Genomic DNA, 26,056 nt, shown 5'->3' with positions numbered 1-26,056 from the left:
CTCCGCCTCGGGGGGTGGAGTTACACGAGCGCAGCGAGTGAAAAGCCGGGGGCTCATCTTCTGCCTCGCTGAAGAAAGGCGACGACGATGATCACGATGCCCTGCACCGCAGCGTTGAGGTACACGCTGATGATGCTGGTGAGGTTCAGGATGTTGCTGATCACCGAGAGCAGGATGGCGCCGATCACCGTGCCTGTGATGCTGCCCGCGCCGCCCTTGAGCGCGGTGCCGCCGACGATGACCGCGGCGATGGCTTCGAGCTCCCACAACAGGCCGGTGGTGGGTGACGCCGAGCCCAGGCGCGGCACGTAGAGCAGCGTCGCAATGCCGACGCAGACACCGAGCAGCATGTAGGTCAGGATCTTCACGCCGTCGACGCCGACCGCCGCATAACGCGCGACCTGCTCGTTCGAGCCGATGGCCTGCACGTAGCGGCCGTAGGCAGTGCGGTTCAGGATCACGCCGCCGATGATCGCGACGATCAGGAACACCCATACAGGCACCGGGATGCCCAGCAGGCTCGCGTAGTAGACCGGCGCGTAGAGGTCCGACAGCTCGTTGTCGAGCGTGAGCGCGCCGCCGTCGGCGAAGTAGGTCAGGTAGGCGCGGAAGATGCCCAGCGTGCCCAGCGTCACGATGAAGGGCTCGATGCGCCCCTTGGTGATGAGCAGGCCGTGCGCGAGGCCGAAGACCGCGCCCAGCACCACCGCGAGCAGCGCTCCGAGCATCACGGCCAGCAATGGCGAGCCGAACATCGGGCCCATTGCGTTGATGAACATGATTACGCAGCCCGCGATCAGAGCCGCCATCGAACCCACCGACAGATCGATACCGCCGGAGATGATCACGAAGCACATGCCCACCGCGATGATGCCGATGAAGGCGGTGCGCGTGAGCACATTCATCGCATTGTCGACAGTGGCGAAGTCGCTGTTGAGCGAGGTGCCGGCGATGCACAGCAGCACCAGGCCGATGACCGGGCCGAGCCCGTGCAGGCGCTCGGTCCAGCGCGGCTTGCTTTCGCTGCGATGCGCGGCGCCTGCGGCCGTGCCGGCCTCAGGCGTGGCTTGTTGCGGTTCCGGTGGCATGAGCGATGAGCTCCTCTTCTGTCAGTTGGTCGGCCTGGAGCGTCGTGACGAGCCGGCCGGCGCGCATCACCGCGACACGGTGGCATAGGCCGATCAGCTCCATCAGCTCCGACGAGACGACGATCACGGCCAGCCCTTCGCGGGCGAGCTTCTGGATCAGGAAATAGATGTCGCGCTTGGCGCCGACGTCGACGCCGCGCGTGGGCTCGTCGAGCACCACCACCTTGGGCTGCGGCTGCAGCACCTTGGCGAGCGCGAGCTTCTGCTGGTTGCCGCCCGAGAGCGACGAGGCGCGCGCGTCGAGGTCACCGGTGCGGATGCCGTAGTCCTTGACGGCTGCGGCGAGCGCACTGCGTTCGGCTTCGGGATGCAGCCACGGCGTCGCATAGCGCTCGAGCGCCATCAGCGTGAGGTTCTGGCGCAGGCCGAGGTGCACATGCAGGCCCTTGCCCTTGCGGTCTTCGCTGAGGTAGGTGAAGCCGTGCTTGGCGGCGTCGCGCGGGTTGCGCAGCTGCACCGCGCGGCCCTGGATCTCGACGCTGCCGCTCGCGGGTCGTAGGCCCATCAGTCCTTCGAAGAGCTCGGTGCGGCCGGCGCCGACCAGGCCGGCGAAGCCGAGAATCTCGCCGGGGCGCACCTCGAAGCTCGCATCTTCGGCCCAGCCCGGTACGGAGAAGTTGCGCACCTGCATCGCAGGCGCCGCGTCCGCGACTACGACATCGCGCGGCGGATAGAGATCGGCGAGCTCGCGGCCGACCATCAGGTTGGCCATCTGGTGGCGCGTGAGTTCGGCGGTCGGCGCGCGCGTGACGAAGCGGCCGTCGCGCATCACGACCACTTCGTCGGTGATGCGCTCGACCTCGTCGAGCTTGTGCGAGATGTAGACGACGGTGACGCCGTCGGCGCGCAGCTGCGCGATCAGCTTGAACAGGCGCTCGGTCTCGCCGGGCGTGAGCGTGGCGGTCGGCTCGTCCATGATCAGGAGACGCGCATGGCGCGAGACCGCCTTCGCGATCTCGACCAGCTGCTTCTCGGCGACGATCAAGCGGCGCACCTTGGTGCGCGGGTCGACCTGGAGGCCGACCTGCGCGAGCGCGGCGGCGGCTTCACGCTCCATTGCGGCGTCGTCGAGCAGCCAGCCCTTCCTTTTCTCGTGGCCGAGGAAGATGTTCTGCGCCACGCTCAGATCCTCGGCGAGATTGAACTCCTGGTGGATCAGCACGATGCCGAGCGCTTCCGCATCGCGCGAGCTGCCGAAGCGCTGTGGCTCGCCGTTCACGCGCACGACGCCGCCGGTGATCGATTCGTAGCCGGCGAGGATCTTCATCAATGTGGACTTGCCCGCACCGTTCTCGCCGAGCAAGCCGTAGACGCGCCCCGGCTCGATGGCGAAGCTCACCCCGTGCAGCACCTGCACCGGGCCGAAGGCCTTCACCACCTGCTCGAATTCGACGGCGACGCTGCGCTTGGGCTGCTGCTGCGTCATGGCGCGACCCCGCGAACCTTGAGCGTCTCGTGCATGGCCAGCACGCCGGCGCCGATCAGCCCGGCCTGGGTGCCGAGCGGCGTGTACTGAATCTCGAGATGCCGTGTCGAGAGTGCCAGCGAGCGCTGGTACACGCTTTGCCGCAGCGCCGCGAGAAACAGCGGCCCGATGCGCGTGATGCCGCCACCGATGAACACGTGCGACGGGTTGAAGAAGTTGACGATCGAGGCCAGCATCTGGCCGATCAGGTTGCCGGCGTGCTGCACGATCGCGTTGGCCGCCGCATCGCCGGCGCGGCTGGCCTGGCCGACGTCGACGGCGTCGATGCGGCCCTGCGCGCGCAGCCGCTCGGCCAGCGCGGCGCTCTCGCCGGCTTCCGCAGCCTGCACCGCCATGCGCGTGATGGCCGGGCCGGCCGCCATGGCCTCCACGCAGCCGACATTGCCGCAGTGGCAGCGCGGGCCTTCCTGGTCGACGCAGATGTGGCCGACGTCGCCGGCCGAGCCGGCTGCGCCGCGGTACACCTCGCCATGGCACACGATGCCGCAGCCGATGCCGGTGCCGATTTTGATGACGAGGAAGTTGGAGAGCGAGCGCTTCAGGCGCCAGAGCTCACCCAGCGCCATCAGGTTGACGTCGTTGTCGACGAAGACCGGGGCCGCATAGTCCTCGCGCAAGTAGTCGCGGATCGAGAAACTGTCCCAGGCCGGCATCAACGGCGGGTTCACCAGCTGGCCGATCTCGAAGTTGACCGGCCCCGGCACGCCGATGCCGATGCCGATCACCTGCTTCGGCTCGAAGCCGCATCGGCCCAGCAGCTCGCGCATCAGCACGCGCACGCGGGCCAGCACCACGCCCGGGCCTTCGCGCACGTCGGCAGGCTCCGCATGCTGGGCCAGCACCGTCAGGTCGGGCCGCAGCACGGCGACGTCGAGGCTGGTGGCGCCGATGTCCACGCCGACCAGCACGCCGAGCCCGGCATGGAGTTGGAGGTTTTCGGCCCGGCGGCCGCCCGAGGAGCGCTGCAGGCCAGCCTCGGCAAGCAAGCCCTGGTCGACCAGGCCGGCGATCAGCGCATTGGCCTTGCTTTTGGAGAAGCCCAGCTTTTCGGCCATGCCATGGCGCGAGCCGCCGGCCGACCAGAAGGTCGTCTCCAGCAGTCGCATCTCGTCGGCAGTGAGGCCGTTCCAACGTGCCACGCGCTTGTGTCTCCAGTGTTCTTCGTCGCCCGTGTGTCTCTCCCACGGTTCGGGCGAAGGCGAATACTAGGCGCCTGGCTTCAGCCGAACAAGATTGAACTTCGGTCAATTTTGGGCCAAATGAAAATCTCGCGAAATGACGCGAGCCGGCCGCACGCATGTGACCCGACGCCACAATCGCGGCCCTTTCACTTCAAGGCAGAACCTTCATGCAGCTTTCTCGACGCCTGCGGTCCGCGGCCGCGATGACCCTTTTCGCTGGACTTTCCTTCTCGGCCAGCGCAGCGGGCCCGGCCTCCTCCGACGCCAACGTAGTCCTGGTGCACGGCGCCTTTGCCGACGGTTCGGACTGGGACAAGGTCATTCCGCTGCTACAGGCCGAGGGGGTGCACGTCGTCTCGGTCCAGAACCCGCTCACCTCGCTGGAGGATGACGTAGCCGCGGTGCGAAGAGCCATCGATGCGCAGCCCGGCAAGGTGGTCCTGGTCGGGCATTCCTGGGGTGGCGTCGTCATCACGGAGGCCGGCGCCGCCGAAAAGGTTGCTTCGCTCGTGTACGTGGCGGCGTTCGCACCAGACGCCGGGCAAATCGCAGGCGAGATCGGCAAGAACCACCCACCGGCGCCCGGCTTCGCCCACATCAGCGCGGACTCAGGGGGCTTCCTGCGGCTGACGCCGGAAGGGGTGAGCAAGCATTTCGCGCAGGACCTGCCGGCCTCGAGAACCGCCGTGATGACCGCCACGCAAGGACCGATCCACAGCAAGGCCTTCGAACAGAAGGTCTCGACAGCGGCGTGGAAGACCAAGCCTTCGTGGTATGTGGTCGCCACTGCAGACCACATGATCCAGCCGGATCTCCAGCGTGAGATGGCCAAGAAGATCGGTGCCCGCGTCACTGCGCTGAACACCAGCCACGTGCCGCACCAGTCGCAGCCCGCCAAGGTGGCGCAGGTGATCCTGGACGCTGTTCGTCAATCCAAGTAGAGGCCCGGCGCGCCGGGCTGCGCTGCGAGAGGCGCGAAGCGCCTCTACGTGCTGCTACTTCTTCTGCCGGTACTTGCGCAGCGCCGCGATCTGGGCCGCCATCACGGCCAGTTCGGATTGGGCGAGCGCGATGTCGATGTCGCTCTTGGCGTTCTTGAGCGCTTCCTCGGCCGCGGCCTTCGCCTTGCTGGCCTTCTCGTCGTCGAGGTCCTTGCCGCGGATCGCGGTGTCGGACAGCACGGTCACGGTACTGGGCTGCACTTCCAGGATGCCGCCGGCCACGAAGACGAATTCCTCGCCGCCGTCGGCCGTCTCGATACGAACCGCCCCCGGACGGATGCGCGTGATCAGCGGCGTGTGGCGCGGATAGATACCGAGCTCGCCGGCTTCGCCGGGCAGCGCGACGAACTTGGCCTCGCCCGAGAAGATGGACTCCTCGGCACTGACCACGTCGACGTGAATGGTGTTTGCCATCTGGATTCCTATGGCGCCTTAGGCGACCTTCTTGGCTTTCTCGAAAGCCTCGTCGATACCGCCCACCATGTAGAACGCCTGTTCCGGCAGGTGGTCGGCTTCGCCGTTCACGATCATCTTGAAGCCGCGGATGGTTTCGGCCAGCGGCACGTACTTGCCGGGCGAGCCGGTGAACACTTCGGCCACGTGGAAGGGCTGCGACAGGAAGCGCTGGATCTTGCGCGCACGGGCCACGGCCAGCTTGTCGTCGGGAGCCAGTTCGTCCATGCCCAGGATCGCGATGATGTCGCGCAGTTCCTTGTAGCGCTGCAGCGTGCCTTGCACGGCGCGGGCCACGTTGTAGTGCTCTTCGCCGACCACATGCGGGTCGAGCTGGCGCGAGGTCGAGTCCAGCGGGTCCACGGCCGGGTAGATGCCGAGCGACGCGATGTCGCGCGACAGCACCACGGTGGAATCCAGGTGGGCGAAGGTGGTGGCGGGCGACGGGTCGGTCAAGTCGTCGGCCGGCACGTACACGGCCTGGATCGAGGTGATCGAGCCGACCTTGGTCGAGGTGATGCGCTCCTGCAGGCGGCCCATTTCCTCGGCCAGCGTCGGCTGGTAGCCCACGGCGGAAGGCATGCGGCCCAGCAAAGCGGACACTTCGGTACCGGCCAGCGTGTAGCGGTAGATGTTGTCGACGAAGAAGAGCACGTCGCGGCCTTCGTCGCGGAACGATTCGGCGATGGTCAGGCCGGTCAGCGCCACGCGCAGGCGGTTGCCCGGGGGTTCGTTCATCTGGCCGTAAACCATGGCCACTTTCGACTCGCCGAGGTTCTCGAGGTTGACCACGCCCGAGTCGGACATCTCGTGATAGAAGTCGTTGCCTTCGCGGGTGCGCTCACCCACGCCGGCGAACACCGACAGGCCGGAGTGGGCCTTGGCGATGTTGTTGATGAGTTCCATCATGTTCACGGTCTTGCCCACGCCGGCGCCGCCGAACAGGCCCACCTTGCCGCCCTTGGCGAAGGGGCAGACCAGGTCGATCACCTTGATGCCGGTTTCCAGCAGGTCGGTCGACGGCGAGAGCTCGTCGTAGGCCGGTGCCTTGCGGTGGATCGAAGCGGTGACTTCCTGGCCGACCGGGCCGCGCTCGTCGATCGGGCGACCGAGCACGTCCATGATGCGACCCAAGGTCGCCTTGCCCACGGGCACGGTGATCGGGTTGCCGGTGTTGGTCACGACCAGGCCGCGACGCAGGCCGTCGGACGAGCCGAGCGCAATGGTGCGCACCACGCCGTCGCCGAGCTGCTGCTGCACTTCGAGGGTCAGCGTGCCGCCTTCGTATTGCAGCGCGTCGTACACCTTGGGCATCTGGTCGCGCGGAAATTCCACGTCGACCACGGCGCCGATACATTGAACGATCTTGCCTTGCGCTGTATTTGCTTGAGCCATCATCTGCTCCGGTAAAAATTAATTCTGGTTGAGGTCGAAGGACCGAAGGTCTTCAGACGCCTGCGGCCGCCGCAGCGCCCGAAACGATCTCCGACAGCTCTTTGGTGATGCCGGCCTGGCGGGTCTTGTTGTAGACCAGCTTGAGCTCGTCGATCACGTTGCCGGCGTTGTCGGTGGCAGACTTCATCGCGACCATGCGCGCCGACTGCTCCGACGCCATGTTCTCGGCCACCGCCTGGTACACCAGCGATTCGACGTAGCGCACCAGCAGTTCGTCGATCACGCTCTGGGCATCGGGCTCGTAGATGTAGTCCCAGGAGTGCTGGCCCTTTTCCATCTTCATCGATTCGGCGGCCAGCGGCAGCAGCTGCTCGACCACCGACTCCTGGCGCATCGTGTTGATGAACTTGGTGTAGCAGAGATAGACCGCGCTGAGCTTGCCCTCAGCGTATGCGTCGAGCAGCACCTTGACCGGGCCGATCAGCTTGTCGAGATGCGGCGTGTCGCCCAGCTGGGTGACATGCGAGACCACGCGGGCGCCGATGCGGTTCAGAAAACCCAGGCCCTTGTTGCCGATCGCCACCGCCTCGATGGCGACACCGGCCGACTGCTGCTCGCGCAGCTTGGTCGTCACGACGCGCAGCACGTTGGTGTTCATGCCACCGCACAGGCCCTTGTCGGTCGTCACGACGATGAAGCCCGCGGCCTTCACGTCGTTGACCTTCATGAAGGCGTGCGTGTACTCCGGGTTCGCCTGGCCGAGATTGGCCGCGATGTTGCGGATCTTCTCGCTGTAGGGGCGGGCGGCGCGCATGCGTTCCTGCGCCTTGCGCATCTTCGACGCGGCCACCATTTCCATGGCCTTGGTGATCTTCTTGGTGTTCTCCACCGATTTGATCTTGCCGCGGATTTCCTTACCAGCTGCCATTGGGACTCCTTGGGTCGATCAGGCGAACGACTTCTTGAACGAGGTGACGGCGGCCGTCAATTCGGCCTCGGCGTCCTTGTCGATCGCCTTGGCCTGCTCGATCTTGTCGAGCAGCGCGCCGTGGCTGGACTTCAGGAACTGGTGCAGGCCGTGTTCGAACGGCAGCACCTTCTTGACGTCGAGATCGTCCATGAAGCCCTTGTTCACCGCGAACAGCGAGGCACCCATCAGCGAGATGGGCAGCGGGCTGTACTGGGCCTGCTTCAGCAGTTCGGTCACGCGGGCACCGCGGTCGAGCTGCTTGCGGGTGGCTTCGTCGAGGTCGGAGGCGAACTGCGCGAAGGCCGCGAGTTCGCGGTACTGCGCGAGGTCGGTACGGATACCGCCCGACAGGCTCTTGATGACCTTGGTCTGCGCCGACGAACCCACGCGCGACACCGAGATACCGGCATTGATGGCGGGACGGATGCCGGCGTTGAACAGGTTGGTTTCCAGGAAGATCTGGCCGTCGGTGATCGAGATCACGTTGGTCGGCACGAAGGCGGACACGTCGCCGGCCTGCGTTTCGATGATCGGCAGTGCGGTCAGCGAGCCGGTCTTGCCCTTGACTTCGCCCTTGGTGAAGGCTTCGACGTAGTCGGCATTCACGCGGGCTGCGCGTTCGAGCAGGCGGCTGTGCAGATAGAACACGTCGCCGGGGTAGGCTTCGCGGCCCGGCGGGCGGCGCAGCAGCAGCGAGACCTGGCGGTAGGCCACGGCCTGCTTGGACAGGTCGTCATAGACGATCAGCGCGTCCTGGCCGCGATCGCGGAAGTACTCGCCCATCGTGCAGCCCGAATACGCGCTCACGTACTGCATGGCGGCCGATTCGGAAGCCGAAGCGGCGACCACGATGGTGTAGTCCATCGCGCCGGCCTGCTCCAGCGCGCGCACCACGTTCTTGATCGACGAAGCCTTCTGGCCGATCGCGACGTAGACGCAGGTCATGTTCTGACCCTTCTGGTTGATGATCGCGTCGATCGCCACCGCGGTCTTGCCGGTCTGGCGGTCGCCGATGATCAGCTCGCGCTGGCCGCGGCCGATCGGCACCATCGAGTCGATGGACTTGAGGCCGGTCTGCATGGGCTGGTCGACCGACTTGCGGGCGATCACGCCCGGGGCGACCTTTTCGATCACGTCGGTCATCTTGGCGTTGATCGGACCCTTGCCGTCGATCGGCTGGCCGAGTGCATTCACCACGCGGCCGATGAGCTCGGGGCCGACCGGCACTTCCAGGATGCGCCCCGTGCACTTGACGGTGTCGCCTTCCGAGATGTGCTCGTACTCGCCCAGAATCACGGCGCCGACCGAGTCGCGCTCGAGGTTCAGCGCCAGGCCGAAGGACGGCGTGCCGTCCGCCGTGGGCGGGAACTCGAGCATTTCGCCCTGCATCGCGTCCGACAGGCCGTGCACGCGCACGATGCCGTCGGTCACCGACACCACGGTGCCCTCGTTGCGAATGTTCGCGCTGACGCCGAGGCCTTCGATGCGGCTCTTGATCAGTTCGGAAATTTCTGCGGGATTGAGTTGCATGACTCTTTCCTTCTTTCTTTGTAAGGGCTGACGGCCTCAGGCTGCCAGCGCAACTTTCATTTGTTCGAGGCGCGCTTTGACGGAGGTGTCGAGCACCTCGTCACCCACCACCACACGAATGCCGCCGATCAGGGCCGGCTCCTGCTGGACCGAGATCTGCAGCTTGCGGCCGAAGCGCTTTTCAAGCGCCGCAGCAACGCCATTCAGCGCTGCCGCATCGATCGGGAAGGCGCTGTATACGACGGCGTCGGACGAACCGCTTTGCGCATTCGCCAGGGCCCGGAACTGCTTCGCGATTTCCGGCAGCGCGGAAAAGCGCCCGTTCTCGAGCAGGGCCATCAGGAAGTTGTTGGCGGCAGCCGGCAACGCAGCGCCGTAAGCGCCGGCGATGACGCCGAGCACCTGCTCGGGCGTGACCTTGGGGTTGTCCGCGAACTGCTGGAGCTCGGGGTTGGCGGCGATGGCGGCGACTTTTTCGAGCCAGGCGCCGGCGCCCGCGAGGTCCGACGAAGACGCCTTGAACAGCGCTTCGGCATAAGGACGTGCAATGGTGGCGAGTTCTGCCATGGCTTCGATCAGAGTTCGGTCTGCAGGCGGGCGAGCAAATCGGCGTGCACGGCCGGATTCACTTCCTTGCGCAGGATCTGCTCGGCGCCCTTGACGGCCAGCGCGGCCACCTGCTCGCGCAGGGTCTCGCGCGCCTTCACGGCCTGCTGCTCGGCTTCGGCACGGGCGGCTGCGACGATCTTGTTGCCTTCTTCCGTGGCGCGGGCCTTGGCCTCTTCAACGATGGCCTGCGCACGACGTTCGGCATCGGCAAGACGTTGCGCGGACTCGTTGCGCGCCTTGCCCAGTTCGACTTCCACCCGCTTGTCCGCATCGGACAGCGCGGCCTTGGCCTTGTCGGCAGCAGCCAGGCCATCGGCGATCTTCTGGGCACGCTCATCCAGCGCCTTGGCGATCGGCGGCCACACGAACTTCATCGTGAACCCGACAAGAATCAGGAACACGATCATCTGGACGATCAGGGTACCGGTAATGCTCACTTTTCACCCTCTCTTTGGGATTCGATCCGACGAGAAGCCGGGTCCCCGATTACTTCGGCAGGTTGGCGATTTGCGCGAGGAACGGGTTGGCCGTTGCGAACCACAGCGCGATGCCGGTACCGATGATGAACGCGGCGTCGATCAGACCGGCCAGCAGGAACATCTTGGTTTGGAGTTCACCCATGAGCTCGGGCTGGCGTGCAGCCGACTCGAGGTACTTGCTGCCCATGATGCCGATGCCGATACATGCGCCCACAGCGCCCAGACCGATGATCAGGCCGGCGGCCAGTGCAACAAAGCTAATAACTTCCATGATGACTCCTAGAGGACTTTGGTTGAAGAGAAAAGAAAAACGAAAAACTGAAGAGAACGCCGATCAGTGGTGATCGTGCGCCTGGCCCACGTACACCAGCGCCAGCATCATGAAGACGAAGGCCTGCAGCGTGATGATCAGGATGTGGAAGATGGCCCACGCGGTGCCCGCGACGACATGGCCGAGCGCGAGGAACACGCCCGTGGCCGACAGCGTCCAGGCGCCGCCCATCAGTGCGATCAGAAGGAAGATCAGTTCGCCGGCATACATGTTGCCGAACAGACGCATGCCGTGCGAGACGGTCTTGGCGATGAACTCGATCATCTGCATCGCGAAGTTGAAGGGATAGAGCGCCCAGTGGTTGCCGAAGGGCGCGGTGAACAGCTCGTGGATCCAGCCGCCCAGGCCCTTGATCTTGACGTTGTAGTACAGGCAGATCAGCAGCACCGAGACCGACATGCCCATGGCCACCGAGAGGTCGGCCGTGGGAACCACGCGCAGATAGGCATGGTGCGGATCGCCATGGATCAGACCCCAGATCCAGGGCAGCAGATCGACGGGCAGCAGGTCCATCGCGTTGAGCAGGAAGATCCACACGAAGATCGTGAGCGCCAACGGTGCCACGAACTTGCGGCTGTTGGCGTTGTGGACGATGCCCTTGGCCTGCTGGTCGACCACTTCTACCAGGATTTCGACCGCAGCCTGGAATCGGCCCGGCACGCCCGAGGTGGCCTTGCGCGCGGCCGACCACAGCACCCAGCAGCCCAGCACGCCGAGCAGGATCGAGAAGAACAAGGAGTCGAAGTTGAAGACCGAGAGGTCGGCGACGCCCGTCGGCTTGGAGCTCTGAAGATGCGTCAAGTGGTGAACGATGTATTCACCAGCGGTCTGACCATGTTCCGCAGCGTTTTCAGCAGCCATCCGTTACTCGTCTTTAAGTTTCAAGCGCCTGGGAGCCAGCATCACTGCCACCCACGCCGCCTTCATTGTCACCACCAGGCCGACCAGCATCGCCGGCCAGCTCAGCGCCGTTACCAGCCTTGGCGCGGCGATCAGCATCGCCACCGTCAAGGCCATCTTGACCATTTCCCACAAGAAGAATCCGAACACCGCAGTGCCCGGATTCAGGGAAGAAAACCTTCCGGTGAGCCCCCGCGCGAACACCGCAGCGGGAATGACCACTGCCAGTGCGCCGTATCCGGCGGACCACCCCAGATTTTGCCTCCCCGTCAGGCCCCAGGCGGCCAACGCCACCAGCAGCCCCGCTCCGATCTGAACCGCAATCACGCGCCAAGGCGAGATCGACGGCTTCTTTTCGCGCAGCCGCTGGGCCTCTTCGGCGGTCAACGGCTTGAAGTCAGCATCCGGGTCTTGAGCGTCCTCTCGGACTTCCCTCTCTCTCACATCGCGGGCGATTGTTTTCATTTCGAATGAAGCCCGGATGACGACCCAGAATTTCTACAAAGCCATTGATTATAAGTAAAAACCCATGGCTCTCCGCCATGTTCCGAGCCGCGCTCGCAAAACATCCTTGCCCCGCGCTGCGGCAAGCGCACAGCAGTTGGAAAGCGCCGGAGTGGCCCCACCATAATCTCCTATGCACCCGATCGCCGACGCCATCCCCGACTCCCTCTGCTACCTCGACGGCAGCTACGAGCCTCTTCGCGACACCAAGGTCAGCGTGCTCGACCGCGGCTTCATCTTCGGCGACGGCGTCTATGAAGTGGTGCCGGTCTACGGCGGCGTGCCTTTCTGCTTCGAGGAGCACATGGCGCGGCTCGACCGCTCGCTGGGCGAGCTGCAGATCGCCAATCCGTTGACGCATGCGCAATGGCGCGCGATCGCGATGCATCTCGTCGAGGCCAGCCCGCCTTCCGAGCGCGCGGCCGTGCAGGCCATCTACATCCAGGTCACGCGCGGCGTGGCCCCGCGCGAGCATGCGATGGTGCAGGGCCTCGTGCCCACCGTGTTCGTCATGCTGAACCCGATGAAGCCGGTGTCCGAAGCGATGCGCGCCAAGGGCGTCGCTTGCGTGAGCGCGCACGACTTCCGCTGGCAGAAGGCGCACATCAAAAGCACCAGCCTGCTGGGCGCGGTGCTGGCGCGGCAGATCAGCGTCGAGGCCGGCGCGGCCGAGACCATCATGTTCCGCGGCGACTGGCTCAGCGAGGCATCGTCGAGCAACGTCTGGGTGGTGAAGGACGGCGCGGTCTACGGACCGCCCAAGGACGAGCTGGTGCTCACGGGCATCCGCTACGGCCTCATAGAGCGCATCTGCGCCGAGGCGAACTTCCCCTTCTCGCTGCGCCGCATCGCACGCGACGCAGTCTTCGGCGCCGACGAACTGCTGCTGTCCTCGGCCAGCAAGGAAGTGCTGCCGGTGGTCACGCTCGACGGCCAGCCTATCGGATCGGGACGTCCCGGCCCGGTCTTCCAGGCGCTGCATGCGGGCTACCAGCGGGCCATCGAGCGCAGCGCGCGAGAGCAAGGAGTCCACGCATGAGCCCCGCCCGGCCGCCCGAAGGGGCTCACGCCGCAGTGCACAGCACGGAGGTTACCTAATGAGCACATCCCCCGACACCCCGCCGATCGACGCGCGCAAGGAATCGCTGATCGAGTACCCCTCGCAGTTTCCGATCAAGGTCATGGGCGCCAAGGCCGATGGCTTCGTGCATGCGATCACTCTGATCGCCGAGCAGTTCGATCCGAACTTCGATGCCAGCACCATCGAGCTGCGCAACAGCAAAGCCGGCAACTACCTGGGCGTGACCATCACCGTCACCGCCACCAGCCGCGAGCAGCTCGACGCCATCTACATGGCGCTGTCCGCGCATCCGATGGTCAAGGTGGTGCTCTGAGCACAGCGCTCGCGCCCGTGTGGCTCGGCCGCGTCGCCTACGCGCCGACCTACGCGGCGATGCAGCAGGCGACACGGGAGCGCACGCCGGACACTGCCGACGCGCTCTGGATCTGCGAACACCCTCCGGTCTATACGCAGGGCCTGGCCGGCAAGGCCGACCATGTGCTGAATCCCGGCGACATTCCGATCGTGCAGACCGACCGCGGCGGCCAGGTGACCTACCACGGCCCCGGCCAGGTGGTGGCCTATCCGCTCGTCGACCTGCGGCGCGCCGGCTACTACGTGAAGGAATACGTCTTTCGCATCGAGGAGTCGGTGATCCGTACGCTGGCGCACTTCGGCGTCACCGGCCACCGCGTGGGGGGCGCACCGGGCATCTATGTGCGGCTCGACGACCCCTTCTCGCACGCCGCGCTGACCGGCCCGATGCATCCCACCGACCCCTTCCGCGGCCTCGGCAAGATCGCCGCACTGGGCATCAAGGTCAGCCGGCACTGCGCCTACCACGGCGTTGCGCTCAACGTCGCGATGGACCTGGAACCCTTCTCGCGCATCAACCCCTGCGGCTATGCAGGGCTCGAAACCGTCGATCTTTCTACAATCGGCGTTCAAACAACCTGGGACGAAGCCGCGCAGGTGCTGGCCGGCAAGCTGGCCGCCTACCTCGCGCCTTGAGCCCCACTCAAGAGAAGCCATGAGCACCCTCGACGTTGTCCGCGACGCACAGAGCGCCGAAAACTACAACCCCCTGGCCAAGCAGAAGGCCGCGGCCAAGCTGTCGCGCATCCCGGTCAAGGTGATCCAGCAGGGCGAGGTGCTCAAGAAGCCCGAGTGGATTCGCGTCAAGGCCGGCAGCCCGACCACCCGCTTCTACGAGATCAAGCAGATCCTGCGCGAGAGCAACCTGCACACGGTCTGCGAAGAAGCCTCCTGCCCCAACATCGGCGAATGCTTCGGCAACGGCACCGCCACCTTCATGATCATGGGCGACAAGTGCACGCGGCGCTGCCCCTTCTGCGACGTCGGCCACGGGCGGCCCGATCCGCTGGACAAGGACGAGCCGCTGAACCTCGCGAAGACCATCGCCAAGCTGCGCCTCAAGTACGTGGTGATCACCAGCGTCGACCGCGACGACCTGCGCGACGGCGGCAGCCAGCACTTCGTCGACTGCATCCGCAACATCCGCGAGCTCTCGCCGCAAACGCAAATCGAGATCCTGGTGCCCGACTTCCGCGGCCGCGACGACCGCGCGCTCGAAATCCTCAAGGCCGCGCCGCCGGACGTCATGAACCACAACCTCGAGACCGCGCCGCGCCTCTACAAGGAAGCGCGCCCGGGCAGCGACTACCAATTCAGCCTCAACCTCTTGAAGAAGTTCAAGGGACTGCATCCCGAGGTGCCGACCAAGAGCGGCATCATGGTCGGCCTCGGCGAAACCGACGAAGAGATCCTGCAGGTCATGCGCGACATGCGCGCGCATGACATCGACATGCTGACCGTCGGCCAGTACCTCGCGCCCAGCAGCAGCCACTTGCCGGTGCGCCGCTATGTGCATCCCGACACCTTCAAGATGTTCGAGGAAGAGGCCTACAAGATGGGCTTCAGCCATGCCGCCGTGGGCGCGATGGTGCGCAGCAGCTACCACGCCGACCAGCAAGCGCACGCGGCCGGCGTCTAGGCCTCGACCGGAAGCCTGCTTGCGGCTTCAGCGCGCGAGCGCACTTGCCAGTGCCCGCCAGTGCCTTGCGCACTCGGCCTGCTCAACGTAAAAAAACCACTGCGGAATTCTCGCGGCGAGCAGATCGTGCGCGCCGCATGTGCGAGCGCGCCTCCTTTCTCGTCCATCCGTCAGGCCTCGAGGCTGCGCCCTCATTCGCTCTGCCCAGGCGCGTGAACTTGTGCGCGAAAAGCCTTTTCGCGCAACGATCATCGAATGTGAATTTTTCACATTATTAACATATAGTCACGTTTTGAAATTTTTCTGGGCGCTCGAAGGGATTGGCCTCCATGCATCAGTTTCTGGAATTGCCGTCGACTGCATTCACGCTGTCAAGCCGGCGCGCGCGCTGCAACGGACGGCGGCCATCGCGTGGCTTCACCTTGATCGAGTTGATGGTGACGGTGGCGATCGTCGCCATCCTGGCAGCGATCGCCTATCCCTCGTATACCAATTACATCGTTCGTTCTAATCGATCGGCCGCCCAGGGCTACATGCTCGAACTCAGCAACCTCGAGCAGCGCTACCTTTTGGACGCGCGGAGCTACGCCCCGAATCTGGCCGCGTTGAACTATTCACCTCCGTCGAATGTGTCGTCCAACTACTCCATCGAGGCGGCCCCCGTTGCCGGCACGCCACCGAAGTTCAGGATCACCGCCACGCCGACCGGCGGTCAGGCCGCCAGGGACACCGCCTGCGGGACGCTGACCATCGACGAAGCGGGAGCGAAGACTGCGTCGGGCACCAGCGGAGCTGCGGGATGCTGGTAAGCCGTCGCCGCACGCGCCGCCACGTCCGCGGCTTCACCCTGATCGAACTGGTCACCGTGATCACGGTGATGGGCGTCCTCGCTGCGCTTGCGCTGCCCTCGTTTCGCGCCTTCGTTGCGAACCAGCGCATCCGCAACGTTTCCTTCGACTTGATGGCGGCGCTCACGCTCGCTCGCAGCGAGGCCGTGACCCGCAATCGCAGCGTCGATCTGGCGAAGACAGGCAGCGCCTGGGACGAAGGCTGGGAAGTGAAGGACGGCGCTAACGTCTTCCACAGCCAGCAGGCCTACAAGAACCTCGCCATCAGCGACTCGAGCGACCTGGACGTCATCACCTATGGCAAGGACGGCCGCACCGTGACCACGAGCACCAAGTTCACCATCGCGCCGTCGGCCACCATGGCAGGCGTCAATTCGCGCTGCATTTCCATCGGGCTGAGCGGCCTGCCGAGCAGCAGCATGGGGGCCTGCTAGATGGCGCCGCGCATTCCGGCTCGCGTGACGGCCCAGCAGGGGGTCGCACTGATCGAAGTCCTGGTCACGCTCGTGATCCTGCTCTTCGGGCTGCTCGGCCTGGCAGGCGTGAGCAGCCGCGCCAACGTTGCCGAGATGGAGGCCTACCAGCGGATCAAGGCGCTACAGCTCGTGCAGGACATGGCCGATCGCCTCAATGCGAACCGGAAGGTCGCAAGCTGCTATTCGAATGGCGCCACCGGCTTGCAGTTGAGCGCGACCAGCACCACCGTGCCGGCCTGCACCGCGGGCAACGTGCAGCAGCAAACCCAGGCGGCTGCCGATCTCACGGCCTGGAAAGACTTGATCAGTGGCCAGGCCGAAACCCAGTCGGGCGCCAAGCTCGGCGCCATGATCGGAGCGATCGGCTGCGTGACGCTCGACGACGCGGCCAACAACATCTATCTGATCGCCGTGTCGTGGCAAGGCCTGGCCAAGACGGCCGCGCCGACCCTGGCCGATGGCAGCACCGCCTTTCCCTGCGGCAGCGGAGCCTACGGCGACGAAAAATTGCATCGGGTGGTCACGACCAAGGTGCGGATCGGGGCGTTGTCGTGAGAGCGCGCATGCATTCCGGCTACCGGCGGCACAACAGCGGCTTCACGCTGGTCGAGCTGATGGTGGCCATCACGCTCGGCCTGTTCCTGATGATCGGCCTGATCAGCTTGCTGGTCTCGACCGTGAGCTCGCGCTCCGAACTCGACAAGACCGGGCGCCAGATCGAAAACGGGCGCTACGCGCTCCAGCTGCTCAGTGAAGACATCCAGATGGCCGGTTTCGTCGGCGCTTCCTCGAGCACCGCTTTCGCGACCGTGGCGCCGGTGGCCTGCCCTACGAATGTCGCCGCCCTCGGCTACTTTGCAATGACGAGCCCGGGCACTTCCACCGTTCCCTTGCCGATCCACGGACTGAGCAGCACGCCGAGTTGCATCAGCAATGTCATGGCGGGCACAGCGATGCTGGTCGTCACGCGCGTCAGCACCAACATCGTAAGCCCCGCGTCGGCAGTCGCAGCCGAGGCCTACCTGCAGGTTTCCACCTGCTCGAATGACACGCTGCCCTTTGCGGCCGCAGCCGGCGCCTCCGCGGCCAGCTTTCCGCTGATGCAGAAGGACTGCCTGCCGAGCAAGCTTGCGCCACTGCGCAAGATCGTGCAGCACGTGTACTTCGTGAGCACCTGCAATGTGTGCGGCACCGACACCATTCCCACGCTCAAGATGGCCGAGTATCTGAACGGCGAGATGAAGATCACCCCGCTGGTGGAAGGCATCGAGAACCTGCAGCTCGACTACGGAATCGACATGGACGGCAGCGGCTCCCCGGACTGCTACACCAGCAATCCGGCCAGTCCGCCGGCATCGGAAATTGCCGTCGCGGTATGCCCGCAAACCACGCCGGCCTACGACTGGACCGTGGCGCTGACCAACTGGGCCAACGTGATGGCCATTCGCATTCACGTGCTGGCGCGCAACACCGAGCCGAGCGGCGGCTGGACCGACGCCAGAACCTACGACATGGGGCTGGCCGTGCCGGCCGCAGGCCCCTTCAACGACCGCATCAAGCGCCACGTCTACAGCACGGTCGCGCGCCTCTACAACAGCTCGGGCCAGAGGGAAACACCATGAACCGCTCCAGGCGCAGCGCCGCGCCGCGCATGCAGGCAGGCGCCACCTTGCTGGTCTCGATGATCTTTCTGATGGTGATCACGCTGATCGTCGTCTCGTCCATCAAGGCCGTCAACGTCAACACCAAGCTGGTCGGCAACATGCAGACCCAGAAGGAGGCCGGCGCGGCCGCGCAGCAGGCGATCGAAAGCACGATCAGCGCCGACTTCACTTCGCTGCCGGTGCCCAGCACGTCGGTGATAGACATCAACAACAGCGGCCAGCCCGGCTCGGCCTACACCGTCGAGGTGCCGGCGCCGCTTTGTACCGGCGTCAAGCCGATCAAGCTGAGCGAGCTGGACGCCACCAACACGGACGACCAGCCCTGCTATGCCAGCGGCGCTTCGCAGAACACGGGCATCGTCGGCTCGGGCGCGAGCGGCAACTCGCTGTGCTCGAACTCGAACTGGGAAGTCAATGCCACCGCCACGCCGCCCGGGAGCACGGAGCCGGCCCCGACCGTGCACCAGGGCATCGCCGTGCGCGTGGCCGTTGGCGCCGCATGCTGATCAATCAGGAATAGGACCGATGCGCAACTCACAATTTTTGCAACTGGGTGCCTTGGCCCTGCTGACGCTGGCCAGCGCCGCGGTACGGGCCGAAGACATCGACATCTACCAGGGCTCGTCCGGCGGCAGCATCCCGAACATGCTGATCATTCTCGACAACGCGGCGGCGGCCAGTGCGAGTTCGAGCTTCACATGCCCATCCCTGACGGTCAACGACCCGAACAAGAACCTCGGCTTCGAACAATGCGGCCTGCACAGCGCGGTCTCCAAGATCGGCAGCAACGCGGCACTCAACGGCAACATCAATCTGGGCTTGATGTACTTCCCGGGGGGCCCCACCGACGGCGGCACCTTCGTCCTGCCTGCAGCATCGCCCGCGCCCGGCTCGCTGCTTCTCATGGACGGAACCAGCTCCGATGACAGCAAGGGCGTCGGCAAGATGCTCCGACGCGTCGAGGCGCTGAGTCTCAACAAGGACAAGGGCAACAACAACCAGATCGCGCAGGCGATGCAGGAAGCGTGGGCCTTCTACCAGGGCAAGACCGGCCTCTCGGGCACCACCTACCCGGGCCTGGCGAACCAGCAAGCCTGCGGCAAGAACTTCGTTCTCTACATCACGCTCGCCACCAACAACCAGAAGCCGCAGGACAGCGGCACCCGGGGCGGCACGGCCTTGCAGGCCGCAGCAGGCTTGAGTGCACTGCCTGCGCAATTGACGCTGCCGGCCTGGAAATCGGAGCTCTCCTCTTCCGCGGCCTCCGGCAAGTACCGCAGCGACTATGCGGACGAATGGGCGAACTTCATGTACACGGGCAGTTCGCCCAATCTCGCGACGACGTATCCGGGCATCACGACCTACACCATCATCCTCAGCGATGGCAGCAACCCCGACTACGAACAGCTCATGGTCAGCATGGCCGAACAGGGCGGCGGCAAGTATTTCCTGGTCGAGCTCGGAGACGTCCAGGGCCTGATCGACGCCATCCTCCAGATCTTCAACGAGGTGCAGGCCGTCAACAGCGTGTTCGCGGCGCCGGTGCTGCCGGTGAGCGCCAACACGCAAGGCACCTACCTCAACCAGATCTACATGGGCATGTTCCGCCCCGACGGCGACGTCAACCCGCGCTGGCAGGGCAACCTCAAGCAATACCAGTTCGGTGTCGACATCACCGACCCGACGGCGCCGCAGTTGTTCCTTGCCGACGCCTCCTGGGGGAAGTACTCGGTCGGCACCAACGCCAACCGGGCACTGAGCGCAGCGGGCACGGGCTTCATCTCGCCCTCGGCAGTGAGCTTCTGGACCTCCAAGTCCATCGGTTCCCTGCCCGACTCCAAGGGCGGCTTCTGGCTCAATGCCTTCAAGGAGCAAGGCGCCAAGGACGGGTACGACTGGGAGGATGGACAGGTCGTCGAGAAGGGTGGCGTCGGGCAACAGATTCGGCTCAAGTACCTGACAGACAGCTATTCGGCCACCGCGGCCGCCGCGACACCCACGACCGCGCGCAACGTCTTTACCTGCATCGGCACCGGTTGCAGCGCCAATGCGGCTTTGAGCACGATGCCCTTCAAGGCCGACAACACGAATCTCAGCGCGACGGCGCTGGGTATCATCGACAGCAAGGTGACCCCGGCCAACCTGATCAACTGGGTCCGCGGCGAAGACACCTACGCGGCCGGCGACACCGCAGCGGGCCGCGAATCGAGCAGCCCGCCCGACGCAAGCATCAAGATCCGCGGCTCCGTGCACGGCGACGTCCTGCATTCCCGACCCGCGGTGATCAACTACGGCGGCACGACCGGCGTGGTGGTGTTCTACGGCGCCAACGACGGCATGTTCCGCGCCATCAACGGCAACCAGCCGAACAACCCCACCGACAGTAGCAAGCCCATGGGCAACTGCACGGTGTCGTCGACCTGCGCCCTCACCATGAGGGACGCTACCGGCGCCACCACGAGCATCCCGCCGGGCGGCGAGTTGTGGAGCTTCGTGCCCTCGGAGTTCTACCCGGGCCTGCAGCGGCTCTACGAGAACAGCCCGACGCTGAAGCTGGGCACCTTGACCACCGGCAGCGCGAAGAACTACTTCTTCGACGGCGCACCCAGCGTCTACCAGAACAGCGCCACCGGGAAGGCCTACATCTTCCTCTCGGCGCGCCGCGGCGGCCGCCTGCTCTACGCGCTCGACGTGAGCGATCCCACGAACCCCAAGTTCATGTGGAAGCGCACCAATGCCGACACAGGCTTCGCGGAACTCGGGCAGACATGGTCGCAGCCGAAGGTGGCCATGATCAAGGGCCACGCCAACCCGGTGCTGATCTTCGGTGCGGGCTACGACACCAACGAGGATGTCGAGCCGCCCAACGCCGACACCATGGGCCGCGGGATCTTCATCGTCGACGCGGTGACCGGCAACGTGCTGTGGCAGGCCGGCCCGGGCGGCGCAGGCAGCAGCTGCACCGGCAACCCTTGCAAGCTGGCCGAGATGACCTACTCGATCCCCGCCGACGTCACGCTGGTGGATCGCGACTTCGACGGCCTCATCGACCGGCTCTACGCAGCAGATACCGGCGGCAACATCTGGCGCGTGGACCTTCAGCCCACCGGCAGCGGCGACATGAGCACCTGGCAGGCCACCCACCTCGCCGCTCTGGGCGGAAGCGGCGCCACCAGGCGCAAGTTCTTCTTTCCGCCGGACGTGGTGCTGACGAAGACCTACGACGTGGTGCTCGACATCACCGGTGACCGGGAGCACCCTCTGCTGCCGCATCAGGCCACCAACATCGTGAACCGCTTCTACATGATCAAGGACACCAAGGTCGGCATGAGCGCGAGCGGCTGGACACCGGTGCGCGACGACACCAGCAGCAGCGCCAACCTTGCGCCGGCGACGCTGTTCAAGGCCACCAACACGATTCCGTACGACGGCTCGCTGAACGGCTTCTACGTCACCCTAGCCGGCGCTGGCGAAAAAGGCGTGAACGCGCCGACGACCGTCGGCGGCCTGGTCTACTTCGGCACCAACCAGCCCATCGTTCCCAGCAGCACCACTTGCCAGGCCAATCTCGGCACGGCGCGCAGTTATTCGGTGAACTTCCTCACTGGCGCTTCGAGTTCCCGTCTGTTCGACGGCGGCGGGCTGGCACCCTCGCCCGTGTTCGGCATCGTCACGGTCAACGTCGGCGGTACGGACCGCCAGCTGCCCTTCCTGATCGGCGGCGGTGGCTCCGGCGCCGACGGCAAGTCCGGCCTGGGGGCGCAAAAGCCGGTCATACCGATCAAGAACATACGGAAACGGACCTACTGGTATCGAGAGACGGACCGGGACCACTGAGGCCGAAGAAGCCGGCGTCCAATCACGTCCTGCTGCTGGCATCCTTCGCTGCAAGGACTTCGGTATCCTGTGCGTGTCCGTGAACAGCGCTGCGTGCAGACAATGCGGGCGCCACATCCTTCTCACCACGTATGACCGATTTCCAGGCGGCGATGGACCGCGACTTCGGCGTGATCGCCGAGCTGATCCACCTTCACGCGCATGAGGCCTCCGAGCGACCCGCGCTGGTCGACGGCGCACGCGAACTGAACTACGGCGCGCTCGACGCGCTGATGGACCGCATCGCCGCCGGCCTTCAGCGCGACGGCCTGCGCGCAGGCGATGCGATCGCGATCTGCGCCGCGTCGAGCGTGAACTATGCGGCGGTGTTTCTGGGCGCGCTGCGCGCCGGCATCGCCGTCGCGCCGCTGGCGCCCGGCTCCACGCCCGCCAGCCTGGCGCGGATGATCGAGGACGCCGAGGCGCGCATCCTGTTCGTCGATGCGGCCACGGCCGAGGTGATCGGCGATGCGGCAGCAGCAGGCGTCCCGCGCATCGCGCTCGACGGCTGCGAGGCCGGGCAAGCGCTCGAAGCCTGGCTCGCGCCGGCCGGTACGCGGCCTGCGGCCGTCGAGCCGCAGCCCGCCTCGCCCTTCAACATCATCTATTCCTCGGGCACCACCGGCGAACCCAAGGGCATCGTGCAGGGCCACGGCATGCGCTGGGCCCATGTGCGGCGCGGAGCGAAGTACGAGTACGGGCGCGACACTGTCACGCTGCTGTCGACGCCGCTCTACTCCAACACCACGCTGGTCGTGTTTTTTCCGACCATCGCCTACGGCGGCTGCGTGATCCTGATGCCGAAGTTCGACGCCGCCGGCTACCTGAAGCTGGCCGAGCAACATCGCGTGACGCACACGATGCTGGTGCCGGTGCAGTACCAGCGGCTGATGGCGCACTCCGCCTTCGATGCGCACGACCTGTCGAGCTTCCGCTTCAAGTTCAGCACCAGTGCGCCATTCAACGCTGCCCTCAAGGCCGACGTGCTGAAGCGCTGGCCCGGCGGCCTGATCGAGTTCTACGGCATGACCGAGGGCGGCGGCACCTGCATCCTCGAGGCGCACCTGCATCCGGACAAGCTGCACACGGTCGGCCAGCCGGCAGAAGGCAGCGACATCCGCTTGATCGACGAAAGCGGCCGCGAAGTCGCACCCGGCGAGGCCGGTGAGGTGGTGGGCCATTCGGCCGGCATGATGGTCGGCTACCACCGTCAGCCGGAGAAAACGCGCGAAGCCGAATGGTTCGATCCCGCGGGCAAGCGCTTCATCCGAACCGGGGACGTCGGCCGCTTCGACGACGAGGGCTTCCTCACGCTCTTCGATCGCAAGAAGGACATGATCATCAGCGGCGGCTTCAACATCTATCCGAGCGATCTCGAGGCGGTGTTGCGCGAGCATGCGGCGGTGGCCGATGTGGCGGTGATCGGCGTGCCCTCCGAGCAATGGGGCGAGACGCCGGTGGCCTTCGTGGTGCGGCGCGCCGGCGACGACACCGCCGCCGACGCGCTGCTGCAATGGGCCAACGCCCAGCTCGGCAAGACCCAGCGGCTCGCGCGCCTGCAGCTCATCGACGAGCTTCCGCGCAGCGCGATCGGCAAGGTGCTCAAGCGCGAGCTGCGTGAGCGCGACGCCGCACGCTGAAGCCGCGCCCGCGCACGTTGGCGGCGGCAACCCCCTGCTGTGGGTGCTGGCGCTGGTGGCGATCGGCTTCGCGATCGCGCGGCCGCGTCCGCCGATCGACTACCTGCTGCTGATCGACTGGCAAACCATCGGCGCACTGGCCGGGTTGCTCGTCATCACTCAGGGCGTGGAGAAGAGCGGCATGCTGCAGGCCGCCGCCGCGCGGCTGCTCGCGCGCACCACCGAGCTGCGCACGCTTGTCTTTCTGCTCACCGCGAGCGCGGCGCTGCTCTCGGCGCTGGTCACCAACGACGTGAGCCTGTTTCTCCTGGTGCCGCTCACGCGCGTGCTGGCTGCGCAGGCGCATCTGCCGCTGGCGCGGCTGGTGGTGCTGGAGGCGCTGGCGGTCAACGCGGGCTCGGCGCTCACGCCGATCGGCAATCCGCAGAACCTCTTTCTCTGGCGTCGCTCCGGCGAGAGCTTCATCGGCTTCATGGGCATGATGGCGCCGACCGTCGCGCTGATGCTGTTCTGGCTCTTCCTCGCCATCCGCTTCCTGGTGCCGCGCGCGCCGATCCTGCTCAAGCCGGCCGGCGATGCGGCACCCATGCAGCCGCGGCTGCTCGCCCTGTCGGGGCTGCTCTTCATCGGCTTCGTGATAGCGCTCGATCGCCACTGGCTGGTGGCCGGCCTCGCCGTGGTGCTCGGCGTCTTCCTGCTGTTGCGGCCGCGCGTGCTGCTCGGCGTCGACTGGGCGCTGCTCGCGATCATCGCGCTGATGTTCGTCGATCTGCGGCAGCTGGCCGAGCTGCCGGCCATCGCATCGCTGCTCGGCCAATGGACCATCGCCGAGGGCTGGCGCGCCTACCTCGCCGCGATCGTCACGTCGCAGTTCATCAGCAACGTGCCCGCGGCCATCCTGCTGGAGCGCTACGTGCACGACCTGCCGGCGCTGGCGGCTGGCGTGAGCGTCGGCGGCTTCGGCTGCGTGCTGGGGTCGCTGGCCAACCTGATCGCCCTCAGGCTGGCCAAGGTGCCGCACGGGCTGCGCGAATTCCATCGCATCAGCATCCCTTTCCTGCTGGTGTGCGCGGCCTCGGCGCTGCTGCTCAGGCTCTAGTCTTCATTGCGGCCATCGCGGACGGATCGACCAGCCGGTCGTAGTCCGCGGCGCTCAGGAAGCCCAGCGCGACGGCCGCATCCCGCGGGCTGATGTTCCGTTCCAGCGCGGTCTTCGTGATCTGTGCGACCCGGTCGTAGCCCAGCACGGGATTGAGCGCGGTCGCCAGCAGCAGCGCGTTGTCGACGTGGACGGCCAGGCGCGGCCTGTCGACCTCGATGTCCTTCACCATCCGTTCGGAGAACACGCGGGCGCTGTCGGCCAGCACGCGGATCGACTGCAGCAGGTTGTGGATCAGCACCGGCTTGGCGACATTGAGCTCGAAGTTCCCCGAGGCGCCGGCCATGGTGATGGTGACGTGGTTGCCCATCACCTGGAGCCCGGCCTGCACCACCACTTCGGCGATGGTCGGGTTGCGCTTGCCCGGCATGATCGAGCTGGTCAGCCCGTCGTTCGGAATCACCAGCTCGCCCAGCCCGCACCGCGGCCCCGAGCCGAGCAGGCGGATATCGTTGGCGATCTTGACCAGCGAGGTCGCGACGACGTTGAGTGCGCCCGAAATCTCCACCATCGTGTCGTGCGCTGCCATGCCCTCGAACTTGCTGGGATTCGGCGCGAAGGCCACGCCGGCCAGCGCACTCAGCTCATCGCAAAAGGCGGCGTCAAAGCCAGACGGCGCATTGAGCCCGGTGCCGGCCGCGGTGCCGCCCTGCGGCAACAGGCACAGGCGCGGCAAGGTGGCGTCGATGCGGTCGATGCCATGGCCGACCTGGCGCGCGAAGGCATCGAAGGCATGGCCCATTGTCATCGGCACTGCATCCATCAGGTGCGTGCGCGCGATCTTCAGCACGTCGGCGAAGGCCGCGGCGCGTTCGTCCAGCCGTTGACGCAGCAACACCAGCGCCGGCCGCAGGCGTTGCGTGAGTTCCAGCAGCGCCACCAGGTGCATCACGGTCGGGAAGCTGTCGTTGGACGATTGCGACGCGTTGACGTGGTCGTTGGGATGCACCGGCGCGCGCGTGCCCAGCGGCTGGCCCAGCAACTCGTTGGCGCGGTTGGCGATCACCTCGTTCGCGTTCATGTTGGTCTGCGTGCCCGAGCCCGTTTGCCACATGGCGAGCGGGAAGTGTTCGTCGAAGCGGCCCGCGTGCAGTTCTTCGGCGGCGGCGACGATCTTCTCGGCCAGTGCCGCGTCGAGCGTGCCGCAGCGCAGGTTGGCGCGCGCGGCCGCCATCTTCTGCAAGCCGAAGGCGCGGATCAGGCAGGCAGGGAAGCGCTCCTCCCCAATCTCGAAGACGCCCAGCGCGCGCTGGGTCTGTGCGCCCCAGTAGCGGTCGGCCGGTATCTCGACCGGACCGAAGGCATCGAGCTCCATCCGCATGGCTGTCATGC

At 65.9% G+C, this 26,056-nt stretch carries 26 protein-coding genes; 13 read left to right on the top strand and 13 right to left on the bottom strand.

Annotated elements, in window-relative coordinates; all coding sequences use genetic code 11:
- Positions 1–53: 53 nt before the first annotated feature.
- The 3 genes from EJI01_RS15455 to EJI01_RS15445 are packed head-to-tail and all read right to left on the bottom strand — an operon-like array spanning position 54 to position 3,740.
- Positions 54–1,088, bottom strand: a complete 1,035-nt coding sequence (locus EJI01_RS15455) for an ABC transporter permease (RefSeq protein ID WP_126838034.1) — start codon at positions 1,086–1,088, stop codon at positions 54–56.
- A complete protein-coding gene (locus EJI01_RS15450; protein WP_126838033.1) occupies positions 1,057–2,574 on the bottom strand; it encodes a sugar ABC transporter ATP-binding protein in 1,518 nt (505 codons plus the stop codon). Before EJI01_RS15450 ends, EJI01_RS15455 begins: the two co-directional genes overlap by 32 nt.
- The gene (locus EJI01_RS15445) at positions 2,571–3,740 is read right to left on the bottom strand and encodes an ROK family protein (protein ID WP_126838210.1); all 1,170 of its coding nucleotides are present in this window, start codon (positions 3,738–3,740) and stop codon (positions 2,571–2,573) included. Before EJI01_RS15445 ends, EJI01_RS15450 begins: the two co-directional genes overlap by 4 nt.
- A gap of 278 nt (positions 3,741–4,018) precedes the next feature.
- On the opposite strand from EJI01_RS15445, the gene EJI01_RS15440 reads away from it, so the two are divergent.
- The gene (locus EJI01_RS15440) at positions 4,019–4,756 is read left to right on the top strand and encodes an alpha/beta fold hydrolase (protein ID WP_260602473.1); all 738 of its coding nucleotides are present in this window, start codon (positions 4,019–4,021) and stop codon (positions 4,754–4,756) included.
- Positions 4,757–4,810: 54 nt separating this feature from the next.
- Here the strand turns inward: EJI01_RS15440 and EJI01_RS15435 are convergent, their stop codons facing one another.
- The 9 genes from EJI01_RS15435 to EJI01_RS15395 form a co-directional block, all read right to left on the bottom strand.
- Positions 4,811–5,230 carry a F0F1 ATP synthase subunit epsilon gene (locus tag EJI01_RS15435; protein ID WP_126838031.1) on the bottom strand — a complete coding sequence of 140 codons (420 nt, stop codon included), beginning with the start codon at positions 5,228–5,230 and terminating at the stop codon, positions 4,811–4,813.
- Positions 5,231–5,248: 18 nt separating this feature from the next.
- Positions 5,249–6,664, bottom strand: a complete 1,416-nt coding sequence (gene atpD, locus EJI01_RS15430; RefSeq protein ID WP_126838209.1) for a F0F1 ATP synthase subunit beta — start codon at positions 6,662–6,664, stop codon at positions 5,249–5,251.
- Positions 6,665–6,716: 52 nt separating this feature from the next.
- Positions 6,717–7,592, bottom strand: a complete 876-nt coding sequence (gene atpG / locus EJI01_RS15425; RefSeq protein ID WP_126838030.1) for a F0F1 ATP synthase subunit gamma — start codon at positions 7,590–7,592, stop codon at positions 6,717–6,719.
- 18 nt (positions 7,593–7,610) lie between these two features.
- On the bottom strand, positions 7,611–9,164 hold the full coding sequence (gene atpA, locus EJI01_RS15420; protein ID WP_126838029.1) for a F0F1 ATP synthase subunit alpha: 1,554 nt from the start codon (positions 9,162–9,164) through the stop codon (positions 7,611–7,613).
- 36 nt (positions 9,165–9,200) lie between these two features.
- On the bottom strand, positions 9,201–9,731 hold the full coding sequence (locus EJI01_RS15415; RefSeq protein WP_126838028.1) for a F0F1 ATP synthase subunit delta: 531 nt from the start codon (positions 9,729–9,731) through the stop codon (positions 9,201–9,203).
- An 8-nt stretch (positions 9,732–9,739) separates the two neighbouring features.
- Positions 9,740–10,210: a F0F1 ATP synthase subunit B gene (locus tag EJI01_RS15410; RefSeq protein WP_126838027.1), complete on the bottom strand. Its 471-nt coding sequence runs from the start codon at positions 10,208–10,210 to the stop codon at positions 9,740–9,742.
- Positions 10,211–10,259: 49 nt separating this feature from the next.
- Positions 10,260–10,523 (bottom strand): F0F1 ATP synthase subunit C, encoded by a 264-nt coding sequence (gene atpE / locus EJI01_RS15405; RefSeq protein WP_007830191.1) that lies wholly within the window; start codon positions 10,521–10,523, stop codon positions 10,260–10,262.
- Between the two features lie 63 nt (positions 10,524–10,586).
- On the bottom strand, positions 10,587–11,444 hold the full coding sequence (atpB, locus tag EJI01_RS15400) for a F0F1 ATP synthase subunit A (RefSeq protein ID WP_126838026.1): 858 nt from the start codon (positions 11,442–11,444) through the stop codon (positions 10,587–10,589).
- 3 nt (positions 11,445–11,447) lie between these two features.
- Positions 11,448–11,948 carry an ATP synthase subunit I gene (locus tag EJI01_RS15395; RefSeq protein WP_126838025.1) on the bottom strand — a complete coding sequence of 167 codons (501 nt, stop codon included), beginning with the start codon at positions 11,946–11,948 and terminating at the stop codon, positions 11,448–11,450.
- A 172-nt stretch (positions 11,949–12,120) separates the two neighbouring features.
- Between EJI01_RS15395 and EJI01_RS15390 the strand changes: the two genes are divergently transcribed.
- The 12 genes from EJI01_RS15390 to EJI01_RS15335 all read left to right on the top strand — a co-directional run bounded on the left by EJI01_RS15390 (position 12,121) and on the right by EJI01_RS15335 (position 24,664).
- Positions 12,121–13,026, top strand: a complete 906-nt coding sequence (locus EJI01_RS15390; RefSeq protein WP_126838024.1) for an aminotransferase class IV — start codon at positions 12,121–12,123, stop codon at positions 13,024–13,026.
- A gap of 58 nt (positions 13,027–13,084) precedes the next feature.
- Complete coding sequence (locus EJI01_RS15385) at positions 13,085–13,381, top strand: YbeD family protein (RefSeq protein ID WP_126838023.1); 297 nt, start codon at positions 13,085–13,087, stop codon at positions 13,379–13,381.
- Between the two features lie 17 nt (positions 13,382–13,398).
- A complete protein-coding gene (gene lipB, locus EJI01_RS15380) occupies positions 13,399–14,058 on the top strand; it encodes a lipoyl(octanoyl) transferase LipB (RefSeq protein WP_409513956.1) in 660 nt (219 codons plus the stop codon).
- 19 nt (positions 14,059–14,077) lie between these two features.
- Positions 14,078–15,061: a lipoyl synthase gene (lipA, locus tag EJI01_RS15375; protein WP_126838021.1), complete on the top strand. Its 984-nt coding sequence runs from the start codon at positions 14,078–14,080 to the stop codon at positions 15,059–15,061.
- A 329-nt stretch (positions 15,062–15,390) separates the two neighbouring features.
- Entirely contained in the window at positions 15,391–15,870 is a 480-nt protein-coding gene (locus EJI01_RS15370; protein WP_126838020.1) for a type IV pilin protein, read from the top strand.
- Entirely contained in the window at positions 15,861–16,343 is a 483-nt protein-coding gene (locus EJI01_RS15365; RefSeq protein ID WP_126838019.1) for a GspH/FimT family pseudopilin, read from the top strand. Before EJI01_RS15370 ends, EJI01_RS15365 begins: the two co-directional genes overlap by 10 nt.
- Complete coding sequence (gene pilV, locus EJI01_RS15360; protein ID WP_185878933.1) at positions 16,344–16,940, top strand: type IV pilus modification protein PilV; 597 nt, start codon at positions 16,344–16,346, stop codon at positions 16,938–16,940.
- Positions 16,941–16,948: 8 nt separating this feature from the next.
- Positions 16,949–18,007: a PilW family protein gene (locus EJI01_RS15355; protein WP_126838018.1), complete on the top strand. Its 1,059-nt coding sequence runs from the start codon at positions 16,949–16,951 to the stop codon at positions 18,005–18,007.
- Positions 18,004–18,555, top strand: coding sequence for a PilX N-terminal domain-containing pilus assembly protein (locus tag EJI01_RS15350; protein ID WP_126838017.1), 552 nt, complete (start codon positions 18,004–18,006; stop codon positions 18,553–18,555). The genes EJI01_RS15355 and EJI01_RS15350 overlap by 4 nt, the downstream gene beginning before the upstream one ends.
- A gap of 19 nt (positions 18,556–18,574) precedes the next feature.
- Positions 18,575–21,886: a pilus assembly protein gene (locus EJI01_RS15345; RefSeq protein WP_126838016.1), complete on the top strand. Its 3,312-nt coding sequence runs from the start codon at positions 18,575–18,577 to the stop codon at positions 21,884–21,886.
- Positions 21,887–22,017: 131 nt separating this feature from the next.
- Positions 22,018–23,565: a class I adenylate-forming enzyme family protein gene (locus tag EJI01_RS15340; RefSeq protein ID WP_409513955.1), complete on the top strand. Its 1,548-nt coding sequence runs from the start codon at positions 22,018–22,020 to the stop codon at positions 23,563–23,565.
- A complete protein-coding gene (locus tag EJI01_RS15335) occupies positions 23,543–24,664 on the top strand; it encodes an SLC13 family permease (RefSeq protein ID WP_126838015.1) in 1,122 nt (373 codons plus the stop codon). The genes EJI01_RS15340 and EJI01_RS15335 overlap by 23 nt, the downstream gene beginning before the upstream one ends.
- Here the strand turns inward: EJI01_RS15335 and EJI01_RS15330 are convergent.
- The gene (locus tag EJI01_RS15330) at positions 24,654–26,054 is read right to left on the bottom strand and encodes a class II fumarate hydratase (RefSeq protein ID WP_126838014.1); all 1,401 of its coding nucleotides are present in this window, start codon (positions 26,052–26,054) and stop codon (positions 24,654–24,656) included. The genes EJI01_RS15335 and EJI01_RS15330 overlap by 11 nt on opposite strands.
- Between the last annotated feature and the right edge of the window lie 2 nt (positions 26,055–26,056).

Source organism: Variovorax sp. MHTC-1 (assembly GCF_003984645.1).
Classification (GTDB): domain Bacteria; phylum Pseudomonadota; class Gammaproteobacteria; order Burkholderiales; family Burkholderiaceae_C; genus Variovorax.
The sequence above is the reverse complement of the archived record's forward strand: the minus strand, read 5'-3'. Positions and strand labels throughout refer to the sequence as shown.

Bases quoted from the DNA above. Each gene is read 5' to 3' on its own strand.
- EJI01_RS15455 (WP_126838034.1), bottom strand. From the start codon at position 1,088: ATGCCACCGGAACCGCAACAAGCCACGCCTGAGGCCGGCACGGCCGCA.
- EJI01_RS15450 (WP_126838033.1), bottom strand. From the start codon at position 2,574: ATGACGCAGCAGCAGCCCAAGCGCAGCGTCGCCGTCGAATTCGAGCAG.
- EJI01_RS15445 (WP_126838210.1), bottom strand. From the start codon at position 3,740: ATGCGACTGCTGGAGACGACCTTCTGGTCGGCCGGCGGCTCGCGCCAT.
- EJI01_RS15440 (WP_260602473.1), top strand. From the start codon at position 4,019: ATGACCCTTTTCGCTGGACTTTCCTTCTCGGCCAGCGCAGCGGGCCCG.
- EJI01_RS15435 (WP_126838031.1), bottom strand. From the start codon at position 5,230: ATGGCAAACACCATTCACGTCGACGTGGTCAGTGCCGAGGAGTCCATC.
- atpD (WP_126838209.1), bottom strand. From the start codon at position 6,664: ATGGCTCAAGCAAATACAGCGCAAGGCAAGATCGTTCAATGTATCGGC.
- atpG (WP_126838030.1), bottom strand. From the start codon at position 7,592: ATGGCAGCTGGTAAGGAAATCCGCGGCAAGATCAAATCGGTGGAGAAC.
- atpA (WP_126838029.1), bottom strand. From the start codon at position 9,164: ATGCAACTCAATCCCGCAGAAATTTCCGAACTGATCAAGAGCCGCATC.
- EJI01_RS15415 (WP_126838028.1), bottom strand. From the start codon at position 9,731: ATGGCAGAACTCGCCACCATTGCACGTCCTTATGCCGAAGCGCTGTTC.
- atpE (WP_007830191.1), bottom strand. From the start codon at position 10,523: ATGGAAGTTATTAGCTTTGTTGCACTGGCCGCCGGCCTGATCATCGGT.
- atpB (WP_126838026.1), bottom strand. From the start codon at position 11,444: ATGGCTGCTGAAAACGCTGCGGAACATGGTCAGACCGCTGGTGAATAC.
- EJI01_RS15395 (WP_126838025.1), bottom strand. From the start codon at position 11,948: ATGAAAACAATCGCCCGCGATGTGAGAGAGAGGGAAGTCCGAGAGGAC.
- EJI01_RS15390 (WP_126838024.1), top strand. From the start codon at position 12,121: ATGCACCCGATCGCCGACGCCATCCCCGACTCCCTCTGCTACCTCGAC.
- EJI01_RS15385 (WP_126838023.1), top strand. From the start codon at position 13,085: ATGAGCACATCCCCCGACACCCCGCCGATCGACGCGCGCAAGGAATCG.
- lipA (WP_126838021.1), top strand. From the start codon at position 14,078: ATGAGCACCCTCGACGTTGTCCGCGACGCACAGAGCGCCGAAAACTAC.
- EJI01_RS15370 (WP_126838020.1), top strand. From the start codon at position 15,391: ATGCATCAGTTTCTGGAATTGCCGTCGACTGCATTCACGCTGTCAAGC.
- EJI01_RS15365 (WP_126838019.1), top strand. From the start codon at position 15,861: ATGCTGGTAAGCCGTCGCCGCACGCGCCGCCACGTCCGCGGCTTCACC.
- pilV (WP_185878933.1), top strand. From the start codon at position 16,344: ATGGCGCCGCGCATTCCGGCTCGCGTGACGGCCCAGCAGGGGGTCGCA.
- EJI01_RS15355 (WP_126838018.1), top strand. From the start codon at position 16,949: ATGCATTCCGGCTACCGGCGGCACAACAGCGGCTTCACGCTGGTCGAG.
- EJI01_RS15350 (WP_126838017.1), top strand. From the start codon at position 18,004: ATGAACCGCTCCAGGCGCAGCGCCGCGCCGCGCATGCAGGCAGGCGCC.
- EJI01_RS15345 (WP_126838016.1), top strand. From the start codon at position 18,575: ATGCGCAACTCACAATTTTTGCAACTGGGTGCCTTGGCCCTGCTGACG.
- EJI01_RS15340 (WP_409513955.1), top strand. From the start codon at position 22,018: ATGACCGATTTCCAGGCGGCGATGGACCGCGACTTCGGCGTGATCGCC.
- EJI01_RS15330 (WP_126838014.1), bottom strand. From the start codon at position 26,054: ATGACAGCCATGCGGATGGAGCTCGATGCCTTCGGTCCGGTCGAGATA.